The 18,941-nt window shown below is 68.7% G+C and carries 17 protein-coding genes; 7 read left to right on the top strand and 10 right to left on the bottom strand.

Annotated elements, in window-relative coordinates:
* A partial coding sequence (locus PMI12_RS17375) for a thioesterase domain-containing protein (protein ID WP_042673631.1) occupies positions 1 to 1,210 on the top strand: 1,210 nt, incomplete at its 5' end.
* A 57-nt stretch (positions 1,211 to 1,267) separates the two neighbouring features.
* On the opposite strand, the gene PMI12_RS17380 is transcribed toward PMI12_RS17375, so the two are convergent.
* From PMI12_RS17380 to fhuF, 4 genes are all read right to left on the bottom strand, one after another.
* Positions 1,268 to 3,649, bottom strand: a complete 2,382-nt coding sequence (locus PMI12_RS17380; protein WP_007835027.1) for a TonB-dependent siderophore receptor — start codon at positions 3,647 to 3,649, stop codon at positions 1,268 to 1,270.
* Positions 3,650 to 3,817: 168 nt separating this feature from the next.
* The gene (locus PMI12_RS17385) at positions 3,818 to 5,119 is read right to left on the bottom strand and encodes a lysine N(6)-hydroxylase/L-ornithine N(5)-oxygenase family protein (RefSeq protein WP_007835028.1); all 1,302 of its coding nucleotides are present in this window, start codon (positions 5,117 to 5,119) and stop codon (positions 3,818 to 3,820) included.
* A gap of 66 nt (positions 5,120 to 5,185) precedes the next feature.
* Positions 5,186 to 6,022: a formyltransferase family protein gene (locus PMI12_RS17390; RefSeq protein WP_007835029.1), complete on the bottom strand. Its 837-nt coding sequence runs from the start codon at positions 6,020 to 6,022 to the stop codon at positions 5,186 to 5,188.
* Between the two features lie 43 nt (positions 6,023 to 6,065).
* Positions 6,066 to 6,806 carry a siderophore-iron reductase FhuF gene (gene fhuF, locus PMI12_RS17395; RefSeq protein WP_007835031.1) on the bottom strand — a complete coding sequence of 247 codons (741 nt, stop codon included), beginning with the start codon at positions 6,804 to 6,806 and terminating at the stop codon, positions 6,066 to 6,068.
* A gap of 269 nt (positions 6,807 to 7,075) precedes the next feature.
* Here fhuF and PMI12_RS17400 point away from each other — a divergent pair, with 269 nt between their 5' ends.
* On the top strand, positions 7,076 to 8,767 hold the full coding sequence (locus PMI12_RS17400; protein WP_007835033.1) for a cyclic peptide export ABC transporter: 1,692 nt from the start codon (positions 7,076 to 7,078) through the stop codon (positions 8,765 to 8,767).
* A 62-nt stretch (positions 8,768 to 8,829) separates the two neighbouring features.
* Here the strand turns inward: PMI12_RS17400 and PMI12_RS17405 are convergent, their stop codons facing one another.
* The 4 genes from PMI12_RS17405 to PMI12_RS17420 all read right to left on the bottom strand — a co-directional run bounded on the left by PMI12_RS17405 (position 8,830) and on the right by PMI12_RS17420 (position 12,533).
* A complete protein-coding gene (locus PMI12_RS17405; RefSeq protein ID WP_007835035.1) occupies positions 8,830 to 9,885 on the bottom strand; it encodes a FecR family protein in 1,056 nt (351 codons plus the stop codon).
* A complete protein-coding gene (locus PMI12_RS17410; protein WP_007835037.1) occupies positions 9,882 to 10,499 on the bottom strand; it encodes an RNA polymerase sigma factor in 618 nt (205 codons plus the stop codon). Before PMI12_RS17410 ends, PMI12_RS17405 begins: the two co-directional genes overlap by 4 nt.
* Positions 10,500 to 10,692: 193 nt before the next feature.
* A complete protein-coding gene (locus PMI12_RS17415; RefSeq protein ID WP_007835039.1) occupies positions 10,693 to 12,120 on the bottom strand; it encodes an FAD-binding oxidoreductase in 1,428 nt (475 codons plus the stop codon).
* Complete coding sequence (locus PMI12_RS17420) at positions 12,117 to 12,533, bottom strand: DUF2069 domain-containing protein (protein WP_007835040.1); 417 nt, start codon at positions 12,531 to 12,533, stop codon at positions 12,117 to 12,119. The genes PMI12_RS17415 and PMI12_RS17420 overlap by 4 nt, the downstream gene beginning before the upstream one ends.
* A gap of 109 nt (positions 12,534 to 12,642) precedes the next feature.
* Between PMI12_RS17420 and PMI12_RS17425 the strand changes: the two genes are divergently transcribed.
* Positions 12,643 to 13,854 carry a YihY family inner membrane protein gene (locus PMI12_RS17425; RefSeq protein WP_007835041.1) on the top strand — a complete coding sequence of 404 codons (1,212 nt, stop codon included), beginning with the start codon at positions 12,643 to 12,645 and terminating at the stop codon, positions 13,852 to 13,854.
* 58 nt (positions 13,855 to 13,912) lie between these two features.
* Here PMI12_RS17425 and PMI12_RS17430 read toward each other — a convergent pair whose 3' ends face one another.
* The gene (locus PMI12_RS17430) at positions 13,913 to 14,254 is read right to left on the bottom strand and encodes an Mpo1-like protein (RefSeq protein WP_042673646.1); all 342 of its coding nucleotides are present in this window, start codon (positions 14,252 to 14,254) and stop codon (positions 13,913 to 13,915) included.
* Positions 14,255 to 14,377: 123 nt separating this feature from the next.
* Between PMI12_RS17430 and PMI12_RS17435 the strand changes: the two genes are divergently transcribed.
* On the top strand, positions 14,378 to 14,761 hold the full coding sequence (locus PMI12_RS17435) for a thioredoxin family protein (RefSeq protein WP_007835043.1): 384 nt from the start codon (positions 14,378 to 14,380) through the stop codon (positions 14,759 to 14,761).
* 12 nt (positions 14,762 to 14,773) lie between these two features.
* Positions 14,774 to 15,436 carry an NAD-dependent epimerase/dehydratase family protein gene (locus PMI12_RS17440; RefSeq protein ID WP_007835044.1) on the top strand — a complete coding sequence of 221 codons (663 nt, stop codon included), beginning with the start codon at positions 14,774 to 14,776 and terminating at the stop codon, positions 15,434 to 15,436.
* Positions 15,437 to 15,445: 9 nt separating this feature from the next.
* Here PMI12_RS17440 and PMI12_RS17445 read toward each other — a convergent pair whose 3' ends face one another.
* Positions 15,446 to 16,384 carry a LysR family transcriptional regulator gene (locus PMI12_RS17445; RefSeq protein WP_007835045.1) on the bottom strand — a complete coding sequence of 313 codons (939 nt, stop codon included), beginning with the start codon at positions 16,382 to 16,384 and terminating at the stop codon, positions 15,446 to 15,448.
* A 116-nt stretch (positions 16,385 to 16,500) separates the two neighbouring features.
* Between PMI12_RS17445 and PMI12_RS17450 the strand changes: the two genes are divergently transcribed.
* Together PMI12_RS17450 and PMI12_RS17455 are read left to right on the top strand one after the other, a co-directional pair.
* A complete protein-coding gene (locus PMI12_RS17450; protein ID WP_007835046.1) occupies positions 16,501 to 17,928 on the top strand; it encodes a M20 family metallopeptidase in 1,428 nt (475 codons plus the stop codon).
* An 8-nt stretch (positions 17,929 to 17,936) separates the two neighbouring features.
* Positions 17,937 to 18,926 (top strand): Bug family tripartite tricarboxylate transporter substrate binding protein, encoded by a 990-nt coding sequence (locus PMI12_RS17455; protein ID WP_007835048.1) that lies wholly within the window; start codon positions 17,937 to 17,939, stop codon positions 18,924 to 18,926.
* Positions 18,927 to 18,941 lie beyond the last annotated feature (15 nt).

Raw genomic sequence — 18,941 nt, forward strand, 5'->3', positions numbered from 1 at the left:
GCTGCCCGACTACATGGTGCCCGCCGCGCTGGTGGTGCTCGACGCACTGCCGCTGAACGCCAACGGCAAGGTGGACCGCAAGGCCCTGCCGGCGCCGGAGTTCGGCCGTGCACCGACGTGCGACGAGCAGCCTCAGGAGGGCGCGCAGGGCGTGCTCGAAGCGGCACTGGCGGCGATATGGGCTCAGGTGCTGGGTGTGCCGCGCGTGGGGCGCAACGACAACTTCTTCGAGCTGGGCGGCGATTCACTCGTCGCGCTCAGGCTGCTGGCCAGGATCAACAAGTCCCGTGTGCTGAGCGTGCAGATCTCCCTGCAGGATCTGCTCGAGAAGCAGACGATCGCCAGGTTGGTCGCGCAGCTGGACATGGGCGCGCCGCCGCAGCCTGTCCAGTTGCTGAACGCGTATGCTGGGCCGGCGGATGCGATGCCGCTGTTCTGCGTGCCGCCCGCGCTGCGCCATCCGATCGACTACCGGCCGATGGCGCGCCACCTGGAAGACTCGCGTGCCGTCTACGGCCTGAGCTATGCGGATGACGTCGCCGGGCTGGATTCCATCGAGCAGATGGCCCGGTACTACGCCGATGTCATCCGCAGGACGCAGCCGCAGGGGCCCGTGGGCATCGTCGGCTGGTCATTGGGCGCAGTTGTCGCGGTGCATGTCGCCAGCCTGCTGGAACAGCAGGGCGTGGACGTCGCCTTCCTCGGCATGGTTGACAGCTTTCTGCTGGACGAGAGCTTCGATCCGCACGGCTGGTACCAGGACTTCCGGGATTTCGTGCTGGACACCGCGAGCGGCGGCATGGGCCACGAGGCCGTCAACGCGATGCTCGACAGCTTCGAGCCGATCCGCTCGGGCTCCGACGAGACCGTGCGCGACGCCGTCGAGGAAATCGTGGCGGCGGCCGGCATGGGCATGAAACCGGGCGACATCTTCCAGGGGATCGTCGCCACCCGGCGCATGAACGCGATCACGCAAAAGATCGCCGCATTCCCGCGCGTGAAAGTGGCGCCGCATCTCTGGTGGAAGAAGGGCCGGGCGATCGTGCAGAAGAACGCGCTCTTGTCGCAGTTCGGCGGCAAGGCGCAGGTTTCGCTCGAGGTGAATGCCGACCATCAGGGCATCGTGCGCAACGCTGCGCTGCTGAGCCATCTGCATGCGGCCATGTGCGATGCGCAGCAGGCCAGGGAGAAGGCAGACGCGCGTCGATGATGGCGAGCGAAAGGTGACGAAGCCTCCCCCGCATTCACGCGGGGGAGAGGCATCGGATCAGAACTTGTACCGGGCGGTCAGGGTCGCCGTGCGGAGAGTGCCCTGGTAGCACTGTCCGTGGTAGCAGATCGAGTTGTACTGCTTGTTCGCCAGGTTGGAGATGTTGAGCGCGAAGCGCCACGGGCCGCGTTCGTAGTGCGCGGCCGCATCGAGGAGCGTCACGCCGCGTTCGTACGTGGTGTTGTGCTCGTCGTTCTGGCGCTTGCCGATGTAGCGCACGCCACCGCCGAACCCCAGGCCGTTGCCCATGGTGTAGTCGAGCCACACCGAGGCGGTCTGCTTGGGCACGAGCGGCGGGATCTTGCCGATTTCGCCCGCATCGGCGCTGTTGAGCACCTTCATGTCCAGCCAGGTGTAGGCGGCGGAGATGTTCAGGCCCGGTGCGAGCTCGCCCTTGGCTTCCAGCTCGAGGCCGCGGGAGCGCTGCTTGCCGATCTGGCGCCCCTCGGAGGTCGTCGGGTCGTAGGTGACCACGTTGGTCTTGCGCAGGTCGAAGACTGCCGCGGTATACGAGGTGCGCGAGCCCGCGGGCTGGAACTTGACGCCGACCTCGACCTGCTTGCCGCTGCTGGGCTTGAAGGGTTGGTTGTTCGCGTCGACGCCGCTGTTGGGCAGGAAGGACGTGGTGTAGCTCATGTAGGGAGCCCAGCCGTTGCCGAACAGGTAGCTGATGCCTGCCCGGCCACTGAACGCACTGTCCGATCGCCGGGTATGGCTCCTGGCCAGGTAGTTGTCGGTGAGCTGGCGCACTTCGTCGTGGCGGCCCCCGAGCGTGACGATCCAGTTGTCGCCAAACTTGATCTGGTCCTGGGCGTAGAAGCCGGTCTGGCGCGTCGATTGGGCCACGTCGGTCATCGGGATGGTGGGCATCGCCACGGCCTGGCCGTAGACGGGCGCCCAGATGTCCAGGGTCGGCGCCGCGCCGCGGAAGCGCCGCTGCTTGCCTTTCTGGTCGCTGTAGTCGACGCCCAGCAGCACCGTGTGCTGGACGGAGCCGTACTGCAGCTTGCCCTGCACGCTGGTGTCCAGCGTGGCCAGGTCCACGGGGTCGTTCCAGGTCCTGGCAACGCGGGTGAGCGTGTGTCCGTCGTTGCGAAGCGAACCGGCCCAGACTGCTCGCCTGTCCAGGGCGATCTGGCTGTAGCGGAAGTTCTGGCGCAGCGTCCAGGTGTCGTTCAGGGCCGTTTCGAAACGGTAGCCGATGGCGCTCTGCGACTGCTTGAGCTGGCCGAAGCTGTAGTCACCTACCTTCACCGGATAGAGAACGTAGTCCTGGGTGAGGTAGTACGGGTCTTCGGCCGTGTTGTTCTTGAGAAACTCCCCGAAGACGGTCAGCGAGGTCGTCGAATTGGGTTGCCAGCGCACGGACGGCGCAATGTAGCTGCGCGTGTGGTTCAGCTTGTGGCCGTCGGGATACTTGTCCTGGTCGTTGCTGTCGAGGCCCACCCCGACCACGCGATAGCTCAGGTCGGTGTTGCCGATCCTGTCGCCGAGGTCGAATGCCAGTTGCTTGCGCTGGTAGCTGCCGTACTGCAGTTCGATCTCGCGGATCCGCTCGCCGGTCGGCTGCTTGCTCACGCGGTTGACGATGCCGCCGGCGTCTCCCTGGCCGAACACCATCGACGAAGGGCCGCGCAATACCTCCACGCGCTCCAGCGCGTAGGGCTCGGTCAGGTAGTAGGTGGGGCCGAACGCCGGCTGCGCGAGCCCGTCCCTGTAGACACCGTTGGAAGAGGTGCTGAAGCCCCGCAGCAGGATGTATTCCCAGCCGCGGTTGTCGGGGCCGTAGGTGTTCGTCGTGACGCCCGGCGTGTAGCGGATGGCCTCCATGACGTCCTGTACGCCGCGCGCATCCATTTCCTCGCGGCCGATGACGGAGATCGACTGCGGCACCTCGATGAGCGGTGTGTCGGTCTTGGTGGCCGTGCTGCTGCGGCGGGCCGCATAGCCGGAAACCGGGCCGATGGGCGATTCCTCGGCGTTGGCCACCACCTGCACCGCAGGCAGGGTGCCCTGCGAGCTGGGAGCGTCGGCGGCGCGGCGGATCGCGAGGCCGCCGCTGGCGGTGCGCGTGGCTTCCAGTGAAGTGCCCGCGAGCATCTGGCGCAGGGCCTGGTCGACCGTGAGCTTGCCTTCCACGGCGTGCGAGCTGGTACCTGCGACCACTTCGCCGGCGGCGAATACCTGCACGCCGGTCTGGCGCGAGAACTCGTTGAGCGCCGCGCCGAGCGCCTGCGATGGCACCTTCACCTCGAACACCTGTGCCGCGGCCTGGCCGGAAGCCTGTGCTGAAGCGACAGGGGCCCAGACGGTGAGAACGGAACCGAACGCCGCGGCAAGCGCGGCGTTCAGCAGATGTTGGCGAGGCAGGGGACGCATGGCAGAACAACTCCAGTTTTTTGAATTACGACGCATTCACATTCAGGTGCGGGGGCCGGCCCGATTTCCGGTCTCTGGCGCATCTATGAGTAAGACGTTCGAACTCATCAAACAGAGACACCATGTCCTAAGACTTTTTTCGCCGTCGCGGTCCGGCGACCCCGAGATTCAGGTCTGGACCGCCTCGGGTTCCGGCCTCAGGTGGAGCGGCGTGCCGGCCGGCGCGGCCAGCAGGGCGCTGCCGATTTCGCCGGTACGCACCGAGGTGACCGACAGCAGGGTGTCGCTCAGGCCGTGCGAGTCCTCGCAGGCGCCTTGCAGGTAGATGGCCGGACGGAAGCCGGGCGCGGCCTGCACGCGGTAGTGGCGGTCGACCGTGTAGTCGCCGAGGTAGCCCGCCAGCGGCGCGAGCAGCGCCTTGTGGTGCTCGCGCACATAGCCGGTGGCGAGCACCACGGCGTCGTAGCGCACCGTGTGCTCGCGCTGGGCGTTCTGGTCCCACAGCACGAGGTGCACGCCCTGGCCGTCGGCCGTGGCGCTGCGGATGTCGTGCCGGCGCAGGAAGCGCAGGCGGTTGCCACCGGTCACTCGCTGCTGGTAGAAGGCCTTGTAGATCTGCTGGATCAACTCCAGGTCGGCCACCGCGTAGTTGGTGTGCCAGAACTCGTCGAGCAGCGCGGCGCGCTCTTCCTCCGAGCGGCTGAAGGTGTAGTCGGTGAACTCGGCGTTGAAGATCTCGTTCACGAAGGGGCTGTCGTCCGCCGGGCGGATCGAGCGGGCACGCGTGATGAGGTCGACCTGCGGCGCGCCGGGGCGGCCCTGCAGGTCCATGAAGATCTCGGCCGCGCTCTGTCCCGCGCCTACCACGGCGATGCGGCGCGCATCCGGCAGCTGCGCGATGTCCTGCAGGTAGCTGCTCGAATGGAAGACGCGCGGGTCGCTGCGCAGCGCGCGGAAGCCGTCGGGGATGTTCGCCGCGCCGCCGATGCCGACCACGAGGTTGCGCGCGAGCCGCTCGACCAGCTTGCCCGCGTGGTTGCGCGAGCGCACGCGCAGCAGCGCCACCTCGCCGCCCCTTTCCTCGGGCAGCACCTCGAACACTTCCTCGCCGTAGGCGCAGGCGTCCTCGAACTGTTCGGCGGCCCACGAGAGGTAGTCGTTGAACTCGTGCCGGCTGGGGAAGAAGCTCTTCAGGTTGACGAAGTCGGTCAGCCGGCCTTTCTCGTGCAGGTAGTTGATGAAGGTGAAGCGGCTGGTCGGGTTGCGCAGCGTCGCCAGGTCCTTCATGAACGAGATCTGCATGTGCGCCTGGTCCAGCAGCATGTGCGGATGCCAGGCGAAGCTCAGCTGCTTCTCGATGAAGAGCGTGTCGAACGGCCGGCCGGCGTGGCGCTTTTCCTCGAGTGCGATGGCCAGGGCGACGTTGGACGGGCCGAACCCGATCCCGACCAGATCATGGACGTGTGGCATTGAAATCAACTCCTGTGGTGGAGGGCGGTGTGAAAGAAGACAGGACGCTCGGCGGGCGCGCGATGTTCACGCGTCCACCGTCTCGGCCATCAGGGCCAGGCCCTGGTGGAGCGCGGGAAAGAGGCTGTGGTTGAAGTTGTTCCAGCGCAGCTCGAGGATGGTGTCCTCGGGGTCGATGTCGGTGCCCAGCACGTCGAAGATGACTTCGCCCGAGTCGATGCCGGTGTCCACGTAATGGAAGGAGGCGCCGGTCTTGCGCACCGGCTCGACCGCGACCGTCTCGCGCGTTTGCCAGTCGACCACCCGCTGGCCGCGGGCGCCATACAGCGCGTCGAGCGTGGCCCGGGCGCCGCGGCGCTCGAAGGGCGACTCCAGCCGCGTGATGCCCGGGTGGATGTTCACGATCCGGCGGAAGAACGGGCTTTCCGGCCGGGCCAGCCGGTCGAGGATCACCAGCAGGCCGTCGAGCACCACGAGGTCGGCCTCCAGCGCGTGCAGCCGCTCGAGCAGGCGCTGCTCGAACTCCTTCTTGCCGGTGGCGCGTTCGGCGGCCGCGTCCAGCGGCAGTCGCCGGTAGGTCGAGGGCACGTTGTGGAACATGTCGTTGACGCGGCGGCCCTGCACCTGCAGCTCGCCCGGGTGGATCCAGCGGCGGGCGGGATCGAAGCCGAAGCCGTACGCCTGCAGCGCCTCGCGGTCGCGCGGCGAGCCCTCGTCGTCGTCGAACAGCACGGCCTCCAGCGAGTAGGCATCGCCCAGCGGCGTGCGGTCGAGTGCCCCGGCCAGGTACTCCAGCGGCGACTTCATGTAGCGCTGCCCGCCCTTGTAGTCGATGTACTGGCCGGCCTGGTCGGCTGCCGCATTCCTCAGGGACATGATGTAGACGAGTCTTGCCTTGGACATGGTGATGCGCTCGGTAGTGGGTGGAAGAAGTGGGGGCGGGATGTCAGCGGTGCGCAGGCGACAGCGGGCAGGCGCCGCAATGGCCTTCGCGGGGCAGCAGGTGAAAAAGGCAGCACTGGCGGTGCAGCTTCACTGTCCGGTCGCGGCCTTCGAGGCGCACGCGGACTTCGCGCTGCGGGCCGGGCAGGGGATTGGTCCATGCCGGCCAGGCGGCGTCGTGCAGCAGCCGTTGCCTGTCGCGGGCGATCGGCGGCGATCCGCCGGTCAGCGCAAGCGCCTGCTCGAGCACCGGCTCGAGGTTGCGTGCCGCGTTGCCCCACAGGATCTTGGACGGAATGCCTGTCAGGTGGCACAGCGCCGAGAACAGCGGCTCCAGGTGCTGCCACAGCAGCGCCGAGTAGCGTTCCTCGGTGGTCGCGCCGCGCTGCGACCGGCCCAGTTCGCGGATGTGGAAGCTCAGCGGCCGGGCGTGCGGGCCGAGGCGCACCCATACCTGCTCCCCGGCCACGGGAAAGCCATGCTGCAGCACGCTGGCGGCAGCCGCGACCGGTGGCAGCAGCATGCCGAGATAGGCCATGCTCCAGGACGACGCCACGGCGCGCAGGTCTTGGCCTTCGACCCCGAGGTGCGATGCGTGCAGGCGCAGCACGTGGCCCAGCAGCCCGTGCGAGCGCACCAGATCGACGACGTGCAGCGCGCCCGCGGGCGGCTGCGGCGCGCACTGCAATGCCTCGCCGTGCGGCGCCAGGTCGCCCTGGAACAAGGGCTCCAGCAGGGCGATCATGGGGCCGTCGGGCAGGAGGGGGCACCGGCGGTGCGGCGTTTTGCAGGGCGCATGAAGCTAGGACGGTTGGGCGGCGCAGGTGTTCATGCGCACCGTGTTCGAACTGCTGCGTGAACATTTGCGCGGGCCGCCCGTCAAGTGGGGTACAGGCAGTCCGCTGCCGTCCGCAGCTCTGCCGGCGCGGCGGGCCGCCATTACGTTCGCGTCCGGCGGCAAGGCTTGTCCGCGCCGCCGGGCCCCAGTCGCCCGAGGGCGGAAAGAGTTCTTGCATGACAACAGCCCCTGGTTCCGACGGCGAGTTCGCACGCCTGCTCAAGCAGTTCCTGCCGTGGATGCTGCTGTCGGCGGTCACCGGCATCGGCGCGGGCGCGGCCACGGTCGCGCTGCTGGGCACCATCAACCAGGTGCTCAACCGGCAGGGCGGCCTCTCTGGCGGCCTGCTGCTGACCTTCATCGGGCTGTGCGCGGCGGCGCTGTTCGGGCGCATGGTGTCCGATGTCTCGACCAACTTCGTCGGCCAGCGGGTGGTCGCGCTGGTCCGCAAGAGCCTGGCGCAGAAGATTCTCTCGGCGCCCATCGATGCCCTGGAGCGCTACCGCACCCACCGGCTGATGCCGGTGCTGTCGCAGGACGTGGACATGGTCAGCGACGTGGCGTTCGCGCTTGCCGCCACGCTGATCGCCTGCGTCACGGCACTTGGCTGCCTGGCTTACCTGGCCTACCTGTCGCTGCCGCTGTTCGGCGTGCTGGTGGTGGCGCTGGCGATCGGTGCGATGGTGCAGGCCATGGCGCAGATCCGCGGCGTGAACGGCTTCTGGAAGGCGCGCGAGCATGAAGACCAGCTGCACAAGGCCTATCGCGCGATCAGCGAGGGCGCCAAGGAGCTGCGCATGCACCGCGCGCGCCGCCAGCGCATGTTCGGCGGGCAGATCGAGCGCATCGTCGACAACATCCGCGCGGTCAACGGGCGCGCGATCAACACCTTCGTCATGGCCACCGCATTCGGCTCGGGCCTGTTCTTCCTGCTGATTGCGCTGATCCTGGGCTGGGCCTCATTCCGGCCGACCGAGCCCGCGGTGCTCAGCGGCTTCGTGCTGGTGCTGCTGTTCCTCAAGGGGCCGATGGACCAGATCGCGGGCGCGCTGCCTGCCGTGGGGCGCGCGCGGGTCGCGTTCCGGCGCATTGCCGACCTGTCGGCGCGCTTTGCCACGCCGGAGCCGCACCTGCACGTCGGCCGCACCGGCAGCGAGCTGAAATTCGAACACGAGATCGCGCTGCGCGGCGTGCGCTACGCGTTCGATGCGCCCGAGGGCGGCGAGGCCTTCGCGCTGGGTCCGATCGACCTGCGGCTTTGCCGCGGCGAGATGGTGTTCGTGGTGGGCGACAACGGCTCCGGCAAGACCACGCTCGTCAAGCTGCTGCTGGGCCTGTACGCGCCGCACGAGGGCCACGTGGCGATCGACGGTGCCGCGGTGGACGCCGAGCGCCGCGACGACTACCGCCAGCTCTTCACCACCGTGTTCTCCGACTTCTACTTGTTCGAGGACCTGGCCGCCGGCGAGGGCGAGGCGCACGGCGAAGCCAGCATGCAGGTGCTGCCGCAGCGCGCGTTGCCCTACCTGGAGCGCCTGGAGATCGCCCACAAGGTGAGCCTGAAGGACGGCGCCTTCACCACCACCGACCTGTCGACCGGCCAGCGCAAGCGGCTCGCGCTGGTGCACGCCTACCTGGAAGGGCGGCCGGTGCTGGTGTTCGACGAATGGGCCGCCGACCAGGACCCGACCTTCCGCCACCTGTTCTATACCGAGCTGCTGCCCGAGCTGCGCGCCAAGGGGCACCTGCTGGTCGTGATCTCGCACGACGATCGCTACTTCCACCTGGCCGACCGCGTGATCACCATGCGCGCGGGCCGCATCACGGACGACCGGCCTTGCGTCCACCTGGAGAGCCTTGCCGCATGAGCTCCCGTGGGCAAAGCGCTCGGCGGTGCCCGGGGCGTGGGCCGGTGGGCGTTGGCTTTTCGTCAGCGCGCCAGCAGCGCCACGCTCCCGTCGGGGAGGGGCGCGACCGTGAGCGGCAGGATCGTCGGCAGCGCGGCCATCAGCCCTTCGGAGTCGTTGACGCGGAAGCGGCCGGACAGCCGCATCGCATCGATGCGCGGACTGTCGCTGACGATGGGCCGCGTGCGGTAGCTGTTGACCGCGGCCAGGGCATCGCCAAGCGGCGTGTTCTCGAACACCAGCCAGCCATCGCGCCACGCGGACAGCGCGGCCGTGTCGGCCTGCTGCACGCGGCCGGCCTGGCCGTCGGCGATCTCGACGCGGTCGCCCGCATACAGGTCGATCGCCGCGCCTTCGGTCCCGGCGAACCCGGGGTGCGGCGCGACACCTACGCGCACGTGGCCGTGCTCCACGCCTATGGTGATCGGCCCGCCGCGGTCGCGTACGGTGAACGCGGTGCCGACCACCTCGATGACGGCGGCGCGCGTTTGCACGTGCAGTGGGCGGTCCTTGTCGGGCGCGACCTCGAAGCGCACCTCGCCGCGAGCCATGTCGACGAGGCGGCGGTTGCGGTACAGGGTGACCTCGACGGAGCTCTGCGGCGCGAGGTCGAGCCGGCTGCCCGGCACGCCGCGGATGCCGTCCGCGAGCGTCACCTTCAGCATCTGCGCGGTGGCTGTCCGGTAGGTGGCGAGGGACACCGGCTGCTGCCAGTACCACTGCACGCCGCGCCCCGCGACGAGGCCGGTGCCCAGCAGGGCCGCCACCGAGAGCAGCATCTTGCGGCGTTGCTGGCGGTGCGGTGACTTCGCCGCGGCTCCCGCATGGGCCATCAACGTGCCGCCGGGCTCTTCGAAATGCGCGCGCAGGCCGTTCGCCATGCCGCCGAGTGCGTCCCAGCGCTGGCGCGCTTCCTGGACGGCCGCGGCATGCTCCGCCGATTTGCCGCGCCATTGATGGAGTGCCAGGCGGGCGCTGCCGGCGGCCTCGCCGGGCGCCATTTCGCCTTCCACGATCAGCGCCAGCGCGCGCTCGATCAGCCTTTCGCGCGGAGCGCTCGCCGCAACGATGCCGTTCACGAGAAGTCTTCGGCCAATGCGGCGTCGAAGCCGGGGCGGTTCATCAAGACCTGGGGTTCGATCAGCTCGGAGCGCAGTTCTGCGAACACGCGCGAGCAGTCGATGGTGGCGCGCAACAGGTGCTTGGCCACGGCCATCTCGGTGATGTTGAGCCGCTGCGCGATCTCGGCGCGCGTGTGGCCGTAGGCGCGAAAGAGCAGGAACACCTCGCGGCGGCGCGGCGGCAGCTTTTCCATGGTTTCGACCACCCGCGTCAGCACCCGTTGCTGGGCGACGACGTATTCGCTGGACTGCACTGTCCGGTGCATGCCGGCGTCTGCATGCGAACCGGCCCAGTCCTGCGCCACCTTGCGACGCCGCGCGTCATCGACGCACAGGTTGCGCGCCACGCGAAAGAGCAGGGCGCGGGGCGATTCGATGCCACCGTTGTCCTTGATGTCGTCCGGCGCCGCATCGATGCGGGCGACTCCGCGCGACTTCGTGGCCTGTGCGTACACCCGCTCGAAACTCGACTGCGCGATGTCGGCCGCGTAGTGAGGGTCTCTCAGGTCGCGAGTGAGCTGTCGGCGCAGGTCCGCATAGTGAGCTACAAGTTCCTGGACGAGGTCGCGCATCCGGCCGCCTTCTCGCAAGCATCGACAATGGCCCCGGAACCGGCCGCTGGTCATGCCCGCAAGATCGCCGCCTCCTGCAAGGAACGACGAACTGGCGATGCCGGTACTGCGCTTCGGTGATCCCGGGGGAGGGAGTTAATAAGAATTATTCTTATTGAGTGTATCACCGAGTTGCCGGCTTCGGCCTCGCGAACTAGACCCGGATCACCCGCCCCGGGTTCAGGATGTTCTTGGGATCGAGCCCGCGCTTGATCGCCCGCATCATCTCCAGCGCCACCGGCGACTTGTGCTTTTCCAGCTTGTCGACCTTGAGCGAGCCCACGCCATGCTCGGCCGAGAACGAGCCGCCGAACTTCTCGACCGCGTCGTACACCAGCGTGTTGATGCGCTCTTCCTCGTTCTTCAGGAAGGCCTTGGTGTCGATGTTCTCCGGCGCCTGCACGTTGTAGTGCAGGTTGCCGTCGCCCAGGTGGCCGAAGTTCACCAGCCGCACGCCGGCGATCTCGCGCGCCAGCAGCGCATCGGTCTCTGCCACGAACGCGGGGATGCGTGACACGGGAATGGAAATGTCGTGCTTGATGTTCAGGCCTTCCTCGGCCTGTGCGAGCGGAATGCTCTCGCGGATGTGCCAGAGCTGGTGCGCTTGCGTGAGGTTCTCGGCCACTACCGCGTCGGTCACGCAGCCGTCTTCGAACGCGGTTTCGAGCAGCGCTTCGAAGCGGGCGCGTGCGTGGTCCTCGGATTCGCTGTCGGAGTTTTCCAGCAGCACGCAGTACGGCACGGCATCGTCCTTGATGAACGGCACGCGCAGCTGCGGCATGTGCTTGTCGACCAGGCTCAGCGCAAACTTGCCCATCACCTCGAAGCCCGTGAGGCCCGGGCCCAGGTGCTTGTGCGCGAGGCCCAGCAAGGTGACCGCGTGATCGAGCGAGGGCACCGCGGCCCAGGCCGTGAGCTGCGCGGCAGGCAGCGGGTAGAGCTTCATGGTCGCGGCGGTGATGATGCCGAGCGTGCCTTCGCTGCCGATGAAGAGGTCGCGAAGGTCGTAGCCGGTGTTGTCCTTGCGCAGGCCGCTGGTGCCTTCCCAGATCTCGCCCTGCGGCGTGACCACTTCGAGGCCCAGGCACAGCTCGCGCGTGTTGCCGTAGCGAACCACCTGCGTGCCGCCTGCATTGGTCGCGAGGTTGCCGCCGATGGTGCAGCTGCCTTCGGCCGCCAGGCTCAGCGGGAACAGGTAGCCCTGCTTTTCGGCGGTTTCCTGCAGCGTCTGCAGGATGCAGCCGGCTTCGACGGTCATCGTAAGGTTGGCCGCGTCGATGGCGCGGATCGTGTTCAGCCGCTGCAGGCTCAGCACCACCTGCGTGCCGCTCTCGTCCGGAATGGAGCCGACCGCGAGGCCGGTGTTGCCGCCCTGTGGAATGACCGCCGTGCCGGCCGCGGCGCAGGCCTTCACCACGTCGGCCACCTGCTGTGCATTGGCCGGCCGCACCACGGCCAGCGACTTGCCGCGCGCGCGCTTGCGCCAGTCCTGCTCGTAGGCGGTGAGGTCGCCCTCGTTCAGCACGTGGGGTGCGCCGACGATGGCGCGCAGTTGCTCGATGAGAGGCGTGGCAGTGGTCATTGGGCGGAGGTCTCCAGTGGACGGGCAGCAGCAGCTTTGGCGTGGCGCAAGCGCAGCCGCACATGCCAGGCGCAGGCCGCGAAGAGCACGAGGCACAGCAGCACCTCGACCAGCGCGAGCACTTGCCCCACGCCGTTGATGTCGCTCCAGGCGCGCACCACGCCCTCGGTGAAATAGAGCCAGACCATCAGGCTGACCCAGCGGTAGGTGTACATGCGGTTCTTCCACAGGCCTGCGAGCGGAATGACGAGCGGCAGCACCTTCAGCGCCAGCAGCGAGCCGCCTGGGCGCAGCGGCGCCAGCCACAGCTCCCATGCGAGGCCCAGCACGATGAGGCCGACGAGGCTGCCCACGGCGGCCCAGCGGGTGGCGCGAACGGAGGAGGGCGGGAGCGGCGGCGGTTTGGCATTCATGAGCGGGATACCGCGGAACCGGCTTTGCCGGGCCGCTGGTATCGCCCCCGGTGAGGGGGTTGGCGCAGCGACACGAAGTGCGCGGAGACTGGGGGAGAGTTCAACTCCTATGATAGCCGCCATGAATCGCAGGCAACTCTGGAGGGATCTTTCGCGCTTTCCGTGGGGCAACACCGCAGCGGTGCTGGGCGAGCGTTTTCGCGAAGACCGGCTCGGCCTCACGGCCAGCAGCCTGACCTTCACGACCACCATCGCGATGGTGCCGTTCTTCACGGTGGCGCTGGCGCTGTTCACCGTCTTCCCGATGTTCGCGAAGATGCAGGGCCGGCTGCAGCGCTGGCTCATCGAGAGCCTGATTCCCGACAACATCGCGCGGCAGGTGCTGGGCTACCTGAACCAGTTCTCGAGCAAGGCCGGCGGCCTGGGCATCGCGGGCCTGGTCGTGCTGCTGATCACCGCCATCGCGCTGATCCTCACGATCGACAAGACACTCAACAACATCTGGCGCGTGCGCTCGCCGCGGCCGTTCGCGCAGCGGGTGCTCATCTACTGGGCGGCCATCACGCTGGGGCCGATCATCCTCGCAGTGAGCCTGTCGACCACCTCGTACGTGGTCTCGGCCACCAGCGGCGTGGTGGGGCGCGGTATGGTCAAGCTGTTCTTCGACACCTTCGAATTCATGCTACTGGCGGTCGGCATGGCCTCGCTGTACCACTACGTGCCCAACACCAACGTGCGCTGGTCGCATGCATGGGCCGGCGGCATCTTTGTGGCGGCCGCCATCGAGATCGCCAAGCGCGTGCTGGGCTACTACCTGAGCCTCGTGCCCACTTATTCGGTGCTGTACGGGGCCTTCGCCACGGTGCCGATCCTGCTCGTGTGGATCTACGTGGCCTGGGTGATCGTGCTGCTCGGGGCGGTCATCGCGGCCTACCTGCCGAGCCTGCTGACCGGCGTGGCGCGGCGCGGCGGCGCCGCGGGCTGGCCGCTGCAGCTGGCCATGGAAACGCTGCAGCACCTTGCGCGTGCGCAGGCCATGCCGGCCAAGGGCATGGGCGCGAGCGAACTGGTCACGCGCATGCGCGTCGATGCGCTGCAACTGGCGCCGGTGCTCGAAACACTGGTGGCGCTCGACTGGATCGCGCCGCTCGCCGAAGAGCCCGCCAACGAAGACCCGCGCTACGTGCTGCTCGCGGACCCCTCGACGCCGGTCGAGCCGCTGCTGAAGGAACTGCTGATGCCGCAGGCCGAGCCGCTTGAAGACCTCTGGCAGAAAGGTCCGCTGCGCTCCCTGAGGCTGGGCGACGTGCTGTTGATCTAGTGGCGTTCCGGATCGATCCGGGAACACCGCGGAACCGGCTTTGCTCCCTGCAAGGGGGTTAGATAATTTTTACCCGCCCCAGCCAGATGTCCCGGTACATGGCCCAGTCGCCCATGAACGAATAGAGCGGCCGCTTGAACGAGGCCGGCTTGTTCTTCTCGAACCCGAAGTGCCCGACCCAGGCGAAGCCATAGCCCGCCACGAGCCCGGCCAGCAGCCACAGCGGGTTGAGCGTGACCACCAGCGCCACCAGGCACAGCAGCGACAAGGTCGAGCCCGCGAAATGCAGCCGCCGGCAGGTGAGGTTGGCGTGCTCGCTCAGGTAGAAGGGATAGAACTCCGCAAAGCTCTTGAATTGGCGCGGATCGACGGCAGATCCGGTGGCAGCCGAGGTGTTCATCATGCGACTCTCCTGTGCCCCCGAACCCCGGCGAGTCCCGTGGGCGAGGGCTTTGTCCATAATAGCCACGACCTCCCGGCCGTACCAGCCCGGCCTTCCGATCACACCACCGACGCATCAGCCTTGAGCGCCCTTCCAAGCAACCCCGAATCCGCCGAGCCGGCCAGCGATGCGCCGTGGGTCGTGTGCCTGTGCGCCGAATGGTGCGGCACCTGCCGCGACTATCGGCCGCTGCTCGAACAGGTGGCGCGCGCGCATCCGCAGTTCCGCTTTGCGTGGGTCGACATCGAGGACCACGCCGACATCGCCGATGCCTTCGACGTCGAGACCTTCCCGACCCTGCTGGTCGCGGGTGCCGACGGCACGCGCTTTCTCGGCCCGCTGCTGCCGCATGCCGAGACGCTGTCGCGCATGCTCTCCGCGCTGCAGCCGCCGAAGCCCTCGAGCCTCGACGTCGACCTGCTGCTCGCCGTGCTGAACAAGAAGCCGGCCGTCTTCTCGGTCTGACCGGAGCCTGCCATGAAAGTCCTGATCTTCGGCGCCACCGGCATGGTGGGGCAGGGCGTGCTGCGCGAGTGCCTGCTCGCGGCGGACGTGGAAAGCGTCGTCGCGGTCGGCCGCAACCCCACGGGGCAGCAGAACCCGAAGCTGCGCGACCTGGTCCACAAGGACATGTACGACTACGGCGACATCGAGCCGCAGCTGCAGGGCTTCGATGCCTGCTTCTTCTGCCTCGGCGTGTCGTCGGTCGGCATGAAGGAGCCCGAGTACAAGCGCATCACCTATGACCTGACGCTGGCGGCAGCCACCGTGCTCGCGCGGCTCAACCCGGGCATGACCTTCACCTACGTGACGGGCGCGGGCACCGACAGCAGCGAGCGCGGCAGCAGCATGTGGGCGCGCGTGAAGGGCGCGACCGAGAACGCGCTGCTGCGCCTGCCGTTCAAGGCGGCCTACATGTTCCGCCCCGGCATGATCCAGCCGATGCATGGCGTGCGCTCCAAGACGCCGCTCTACGATGCCGCCATCTTCGTGCTCAAGCCCGTGCTCGGGCTGGCCTATCGCCTGTGGCCGAACCGGGTGACGACCACCGAGAAGGTCGGCCGCGCGATGCTGGCCGTGGCGCGCAACGGCGCACCGAAGGTGCTGCTCGACCCGGCGGACATCAACGCGCTCCGTTGAGCTTCTTCTTCAGGCGGCGGCCCGCGCGCGGCCGAGCTTGCGCCGGCCCGCGCTGGTGATCGCGCCTACCAGGTGCTCGACGAAGTCCTGCGCCAGCGTCGGCAGCGTGCGGCCTTCGAGCGCCAGCACCTGCAATTGCCGCTGCTGTAGCGGCGCTTCCGCGAAGGGCCGGGCTACCACGGTGCCCGCGTCGATCAGGTGCATCACCGTGAGATGGCCCGAAAGCATCACGTCGGGCGTGCGCAGCAGGGGCAGCAGCACCGAGGAAAAATTGCTCACGAAGATCGCGTGGTACTGCAGCCCCTGCAGGCTGCAGGCCTGGTCGAACAGCTGGCGTGCGGTCACGCCCTTGTCGCCCACGGCCAGCGGGTAGCGCACCGCGTCGGCCACCGACACCACGCGCTGCCGCGCGAGCGGATGGTCGGGCCGCAGCACGGCATACACGGGCGCGGTGGCCGAGTGCTCGATCTTCAGGCCCGGCTCCGGGGCGACTACGTATTTGAGCGCGATGTCGGTCTCGCCGCGCGCCAGCAGCGCGCTCACGCCGTCGGGCGAGCCCACGTGCAGCTCGAGCTGGCAGCCTGGATGCGCGGTTTCGAAGCTGCGCATCACCAGCGGCATGAAGTGTCCCGCGAAGCCTTCCGTGCAGGCCATGCGGATGCGCCGCGCGCCTTGCCCGCCCAGGTCGCGCACCTGTTCGACGACCTGCTCGATGTCGAGCTGCGCATTGCGCAGGTGCGCCGCCAGCCGCTCGCCGGCGGCGGTCAGTGCCATGCCGCGCGCATGCCGCTCGAACAGCGGTGTGCCCAGGCTGTCTTCGAGCTTGGTGATCTGCCGGCTCACCGCCGACGATGCAACGAAAAGCCGCGCTGCGGCCTGATTGACCGAGCCGCTGCGCGCCACTTCGAGGAAGTGGCGCATCGGGATGCTGAGAAGCGGGAGCGTCATGGCGGCGTGTGGAATATTGCCTTCAAGGCAATGGTAGCTTGCCAAAACGATGCTGGAAGCATTGGCCCGCAGGCCTTGTACTTGCTGCATCCGATGGACAGACAAGGAACCCCTTCATGCAACGCACAGACAGCCTGGCCGCTGCCGCCGCCTACTTCGACGCGGGCGGCTTCTTCGCCGACCTCCAGCGCCGCATCGCCTTCCGCACCGAAAGCGACACCGGCGCCGCCACGCCCGCGCTGGAGGCCTACCTGCGCGAGGAACTGGTGCCGCCGCTTGCGGCGCTGGGCTTCGCCTGCGAGGTGATCGCCAATCCGGTGCCCGGCGGCGGGCCCTTCCTCATCGCGCGCCGTATCGAGGACCCGGCCCTGCCCACGGTGATGACCTATGGCCACGGCGATGTGGTCAGCGGGCAGGACGCGCAGTGGGAAGAAGGCCTGGCGCCGTGGGCGCTCACGGTGCGCGGCGAGCGCTGGTACGGGCGCGGCACGGCCGACAACAAGGGCCAGCACAGCATCAACCTCGGTGGCCTGGCTGCAGCGCTGGAGGCCCGCGGCGGCCGCCTGGGCTACAACGTGATCTGGCTGGTCGAGATGGGCGAGGAGGCCGCTTCGCCCGGCCTGCATGCGGTGTGCGAGCAGCAGCGCGACAAGCTGCGCGCCGACCTGTTCATCGCCAGCGACGGCCCGCGCGTGAGCGCGACGCGGCCGACGCTCTTCCTCGGTTCGCGGGGCGCGGTCAACTTCAGCCTGCGGCTGCGCGCCCGGCCGCGCGGCTACCACTCGGGCAACTGGGGCGGCGTGCTGGTCAATCCCGGCACGGTCATCAGCCATGCGGTGGCCTCGCTGGTGGATGCGCGCGGCCGCATTCTGGTCGAGGCGCTGCGCCCGCCGCCCGTGACGCAGGCGGTGCGCGACGCGCTGGCCAGCATCGCCATCGGTGGCGGCGCGGACGATCCCGAGGTCGACGAGGGCTGGGGCGAACCCGGCCTGAGCCCGGCGGAGCGGCTGGTGGCCTGGAACACCATCGAGGTGCTGGCGCTCGGCGCGGGTTCGCCGCAGCGGCCCGTCAACGCGATTCCCTCCGAGGCCGTGGCGCACTGCCAGCTGCGCTTCGTGGTCGGCACGCCGTGGCAGGACCTGCAGAAGATCGTTCGCGCGCACCTCGATGCGCACGGCTTCGGCCAGGTCGAGGTGGAGGTCACGCTGACCGGCGCGGCGACGCGGCTCGACGTGGAGAACCCCTGGGTGGGTTGGGCGCGCAAGTCCATCGAGGAAAGCAGCGGCCGGCGGCTCGACCTGCTGCCCAACCTCGCCGGCTCGCTGCCCAACGACGTCTTCGCCGACCTGCTGGGGCTGCCGACGCTGTGGGTGCCGCATTCGTACCCGGCCTGCGCGCAGCACGCGCCCAACGAGCACCTGCTCGCGCCGCTGGCGCGCGAGGGCCTGCAGATCATGGCCGGCCTGTACTGGGACCTGGGCGAGCCGGGCCTCGCGCCATGGGCCGCCGGCCGGCTTGCGCAATCCGCTTCCACTCTCTCCTGACACGCACCATGGACAACGCCATCTCCCGTCGCCGCTTCGGCCTGCTGCTCTCCGCTTCCGCCTTGCTGGGCACGCATTCGCCCGTCTTCGCCCAGGGGGCCTGGCCCGAACGCCCGATCAGGCTGGTCGTGCCCTTCCCGCCGGGCGGCGGCACCGACCTGGTCGCACGCGCCATGGGGCAGACGCTGTCGGAGCAGCTCGGCCAGCCCGTCGTGATCGACAACAAGCCCGGCGCCTCCACCATCATCGGCACCGATGCGGTCGCCAAGGCCGCGCCCGACGGCTACACGCTGCTGCTGTCGGGCTCGACCAGCTTCAGCGTGAACCCGGCCCTGCGCGCCAAGCTGCCCTATGACACGGTGCGCGACCTGGCGCCCATCGCCATCGTGGCGCGCACGCCGCTGGTGCTGGTGGTGGGCAAGGGCCAGCCCTGGCAATCGCTGCCCGAACTCATCGCGGCGGCCAAGGCCAAACCGAAGAGCATCCGCTACGCCACCTTTGGCTCGGGCTCGGGGCCGCACCTGTCGGGCGAGCTGTTCGCGCTGGCCGCGGGCATCCAGCTGCAGGACATTCCGTACAAGGGCAGCAGCCAGAGTTCGCTGGCGGTGATCGGCGGCGAGGTCGAGATCGCCATCGATACCGTCGCAGCCGTGGCACCGCACGTGCGCGCGGGCAAGCTGCGTGCGCTGGGCATCGTGGGCGCGACGCGCTCCAGCATGCTGCCCGAGGTGCGCACGCTGGCCGAGCAGGGCCTGCCCGAAGCCACCTTCGACGCCTGGTACGGCTTTGCCGCCCCGGCGCGCACGCCGGCGCCCGTGATCGACAAGCTCGCTCGCACGGTGGTCGCGACCATGGGCCACCCGGCGCTGCAGGCGCAGCTGCGCGCGCAGGGCATGGAGCCAGTGGCCATCGGCGCGGCCGCATTCCGCGCGCAGATGGAAGGCGAGATCTCGCGCTACCGCGCGCTCGCCCACCGGGCGGGCATCGCGGCGGAATAAGCGCTCGCGCGCCCG

Source organism: Variovorax sp. CF313 (assembly GCF_000282635.1).
In the GTDB taxonomy this organism is placed as follows: Bacteria; Pseudomonadota; Gammaproteobacteria; order Burkholderiales; family Burkholderiaceae_C; genus Variovorax.

Coding starts and splice junctions, on each gene's coding strand:
- PMI12_RS17380 (WP_007835027.1), bottom strand. CDS start 3,649: ATGCGTCCCCTGCCTCGCCAACATCTGCTGAACGCCGCGCTTGCCGCG.
- PMI12_RS17385 (WP_007835028.1), bottom strand. CDS start 5,119: ATGCCACACGTCCATGATCTGGTCGGGATCGGGTTCGGCCCGTCCAAC.
- PMI12_RS17390 (WP_007835029.1), bottom strand. CDS start 6,022: ATGTCCAAGGCAAGACTCGTCTACATCATGTCCCTGAGGAATGCGGCA.
- fhuF (WP_007835031.1), bottom strand. CDS start 6,806: ATGATCGCCCTGCTGGAGCCCTTGTTCCAGGGCGACCTGGCGCCGCAC.
- PMI12_RS17400 (WP_007835033.1), top strand. CDS start 7,076: ATGACAACAGCCCCTGGTTCCGACGGCGAGTTCGCACGCCTGCTCAAG.
- PMI12_RS17410 (WP_007835037.1), bottom strand. CDS start 10,499: ATGCGCGACCTCGTCCAGGAACTTGTAGCTCACTATGCGGACCTGCGC.
- PMI12_RS17415 (WP_007835039.1), bottom strand. CDS start 12,120: ATGACCACTGCCACGCCTCTCATCGAGCAACTGCGCGCCATCGTCGGC.
- PMI12_RS17420 (WP_007835040.1), bottom strand. CDS start 12,533: ATGAATGCCAAACCGCCGCCGCTCCCGCCCTCCTCCGTTCGCGCCACC.
- PMI12_RS17425 (WP_007835041.1), top strand. CDS start 12,643: ATGATAGCCGCCATGAATCGCAGGCAACTCTGGAGGGATCTTTCGCGC.
- PMI12_RS17430 (WP_042673646.1), bottom strand. CDS start 14,254: ATGAACACCTCGGCTGCCACCGGATCTGCCGTCGATCCGCGCCAATTC.
- PMI12_RS17440 (WP_007835044.1), top strand. CDS start 14,774: ATGAAAGTCCTGATCTTCGGCGCCACCGGCATGGTGGGGCAGGGCGTG.
- PMI12_RS17445 (WP_007835045.1), bottom strand. CDS start 16,384: ATGACGCTCCCGCTTCTCAGCATCCCGATGCGCCACTTCCTCGAAGTG.
- PMI12_RS17450 (WP_007835046.1), top strand. CDS start 16,501: ATGCAACGCACAGACAGCCTGGCCGCTGCCGCCGCCTACTTCGACGCG.
- PMI12_RS17455 (WP_007835048.1), top strand. CDS start 17,937: ATGGACAACGCCATCTCCCGTCGCCGCTTCGGCCTGCTGCTCTCCGCT.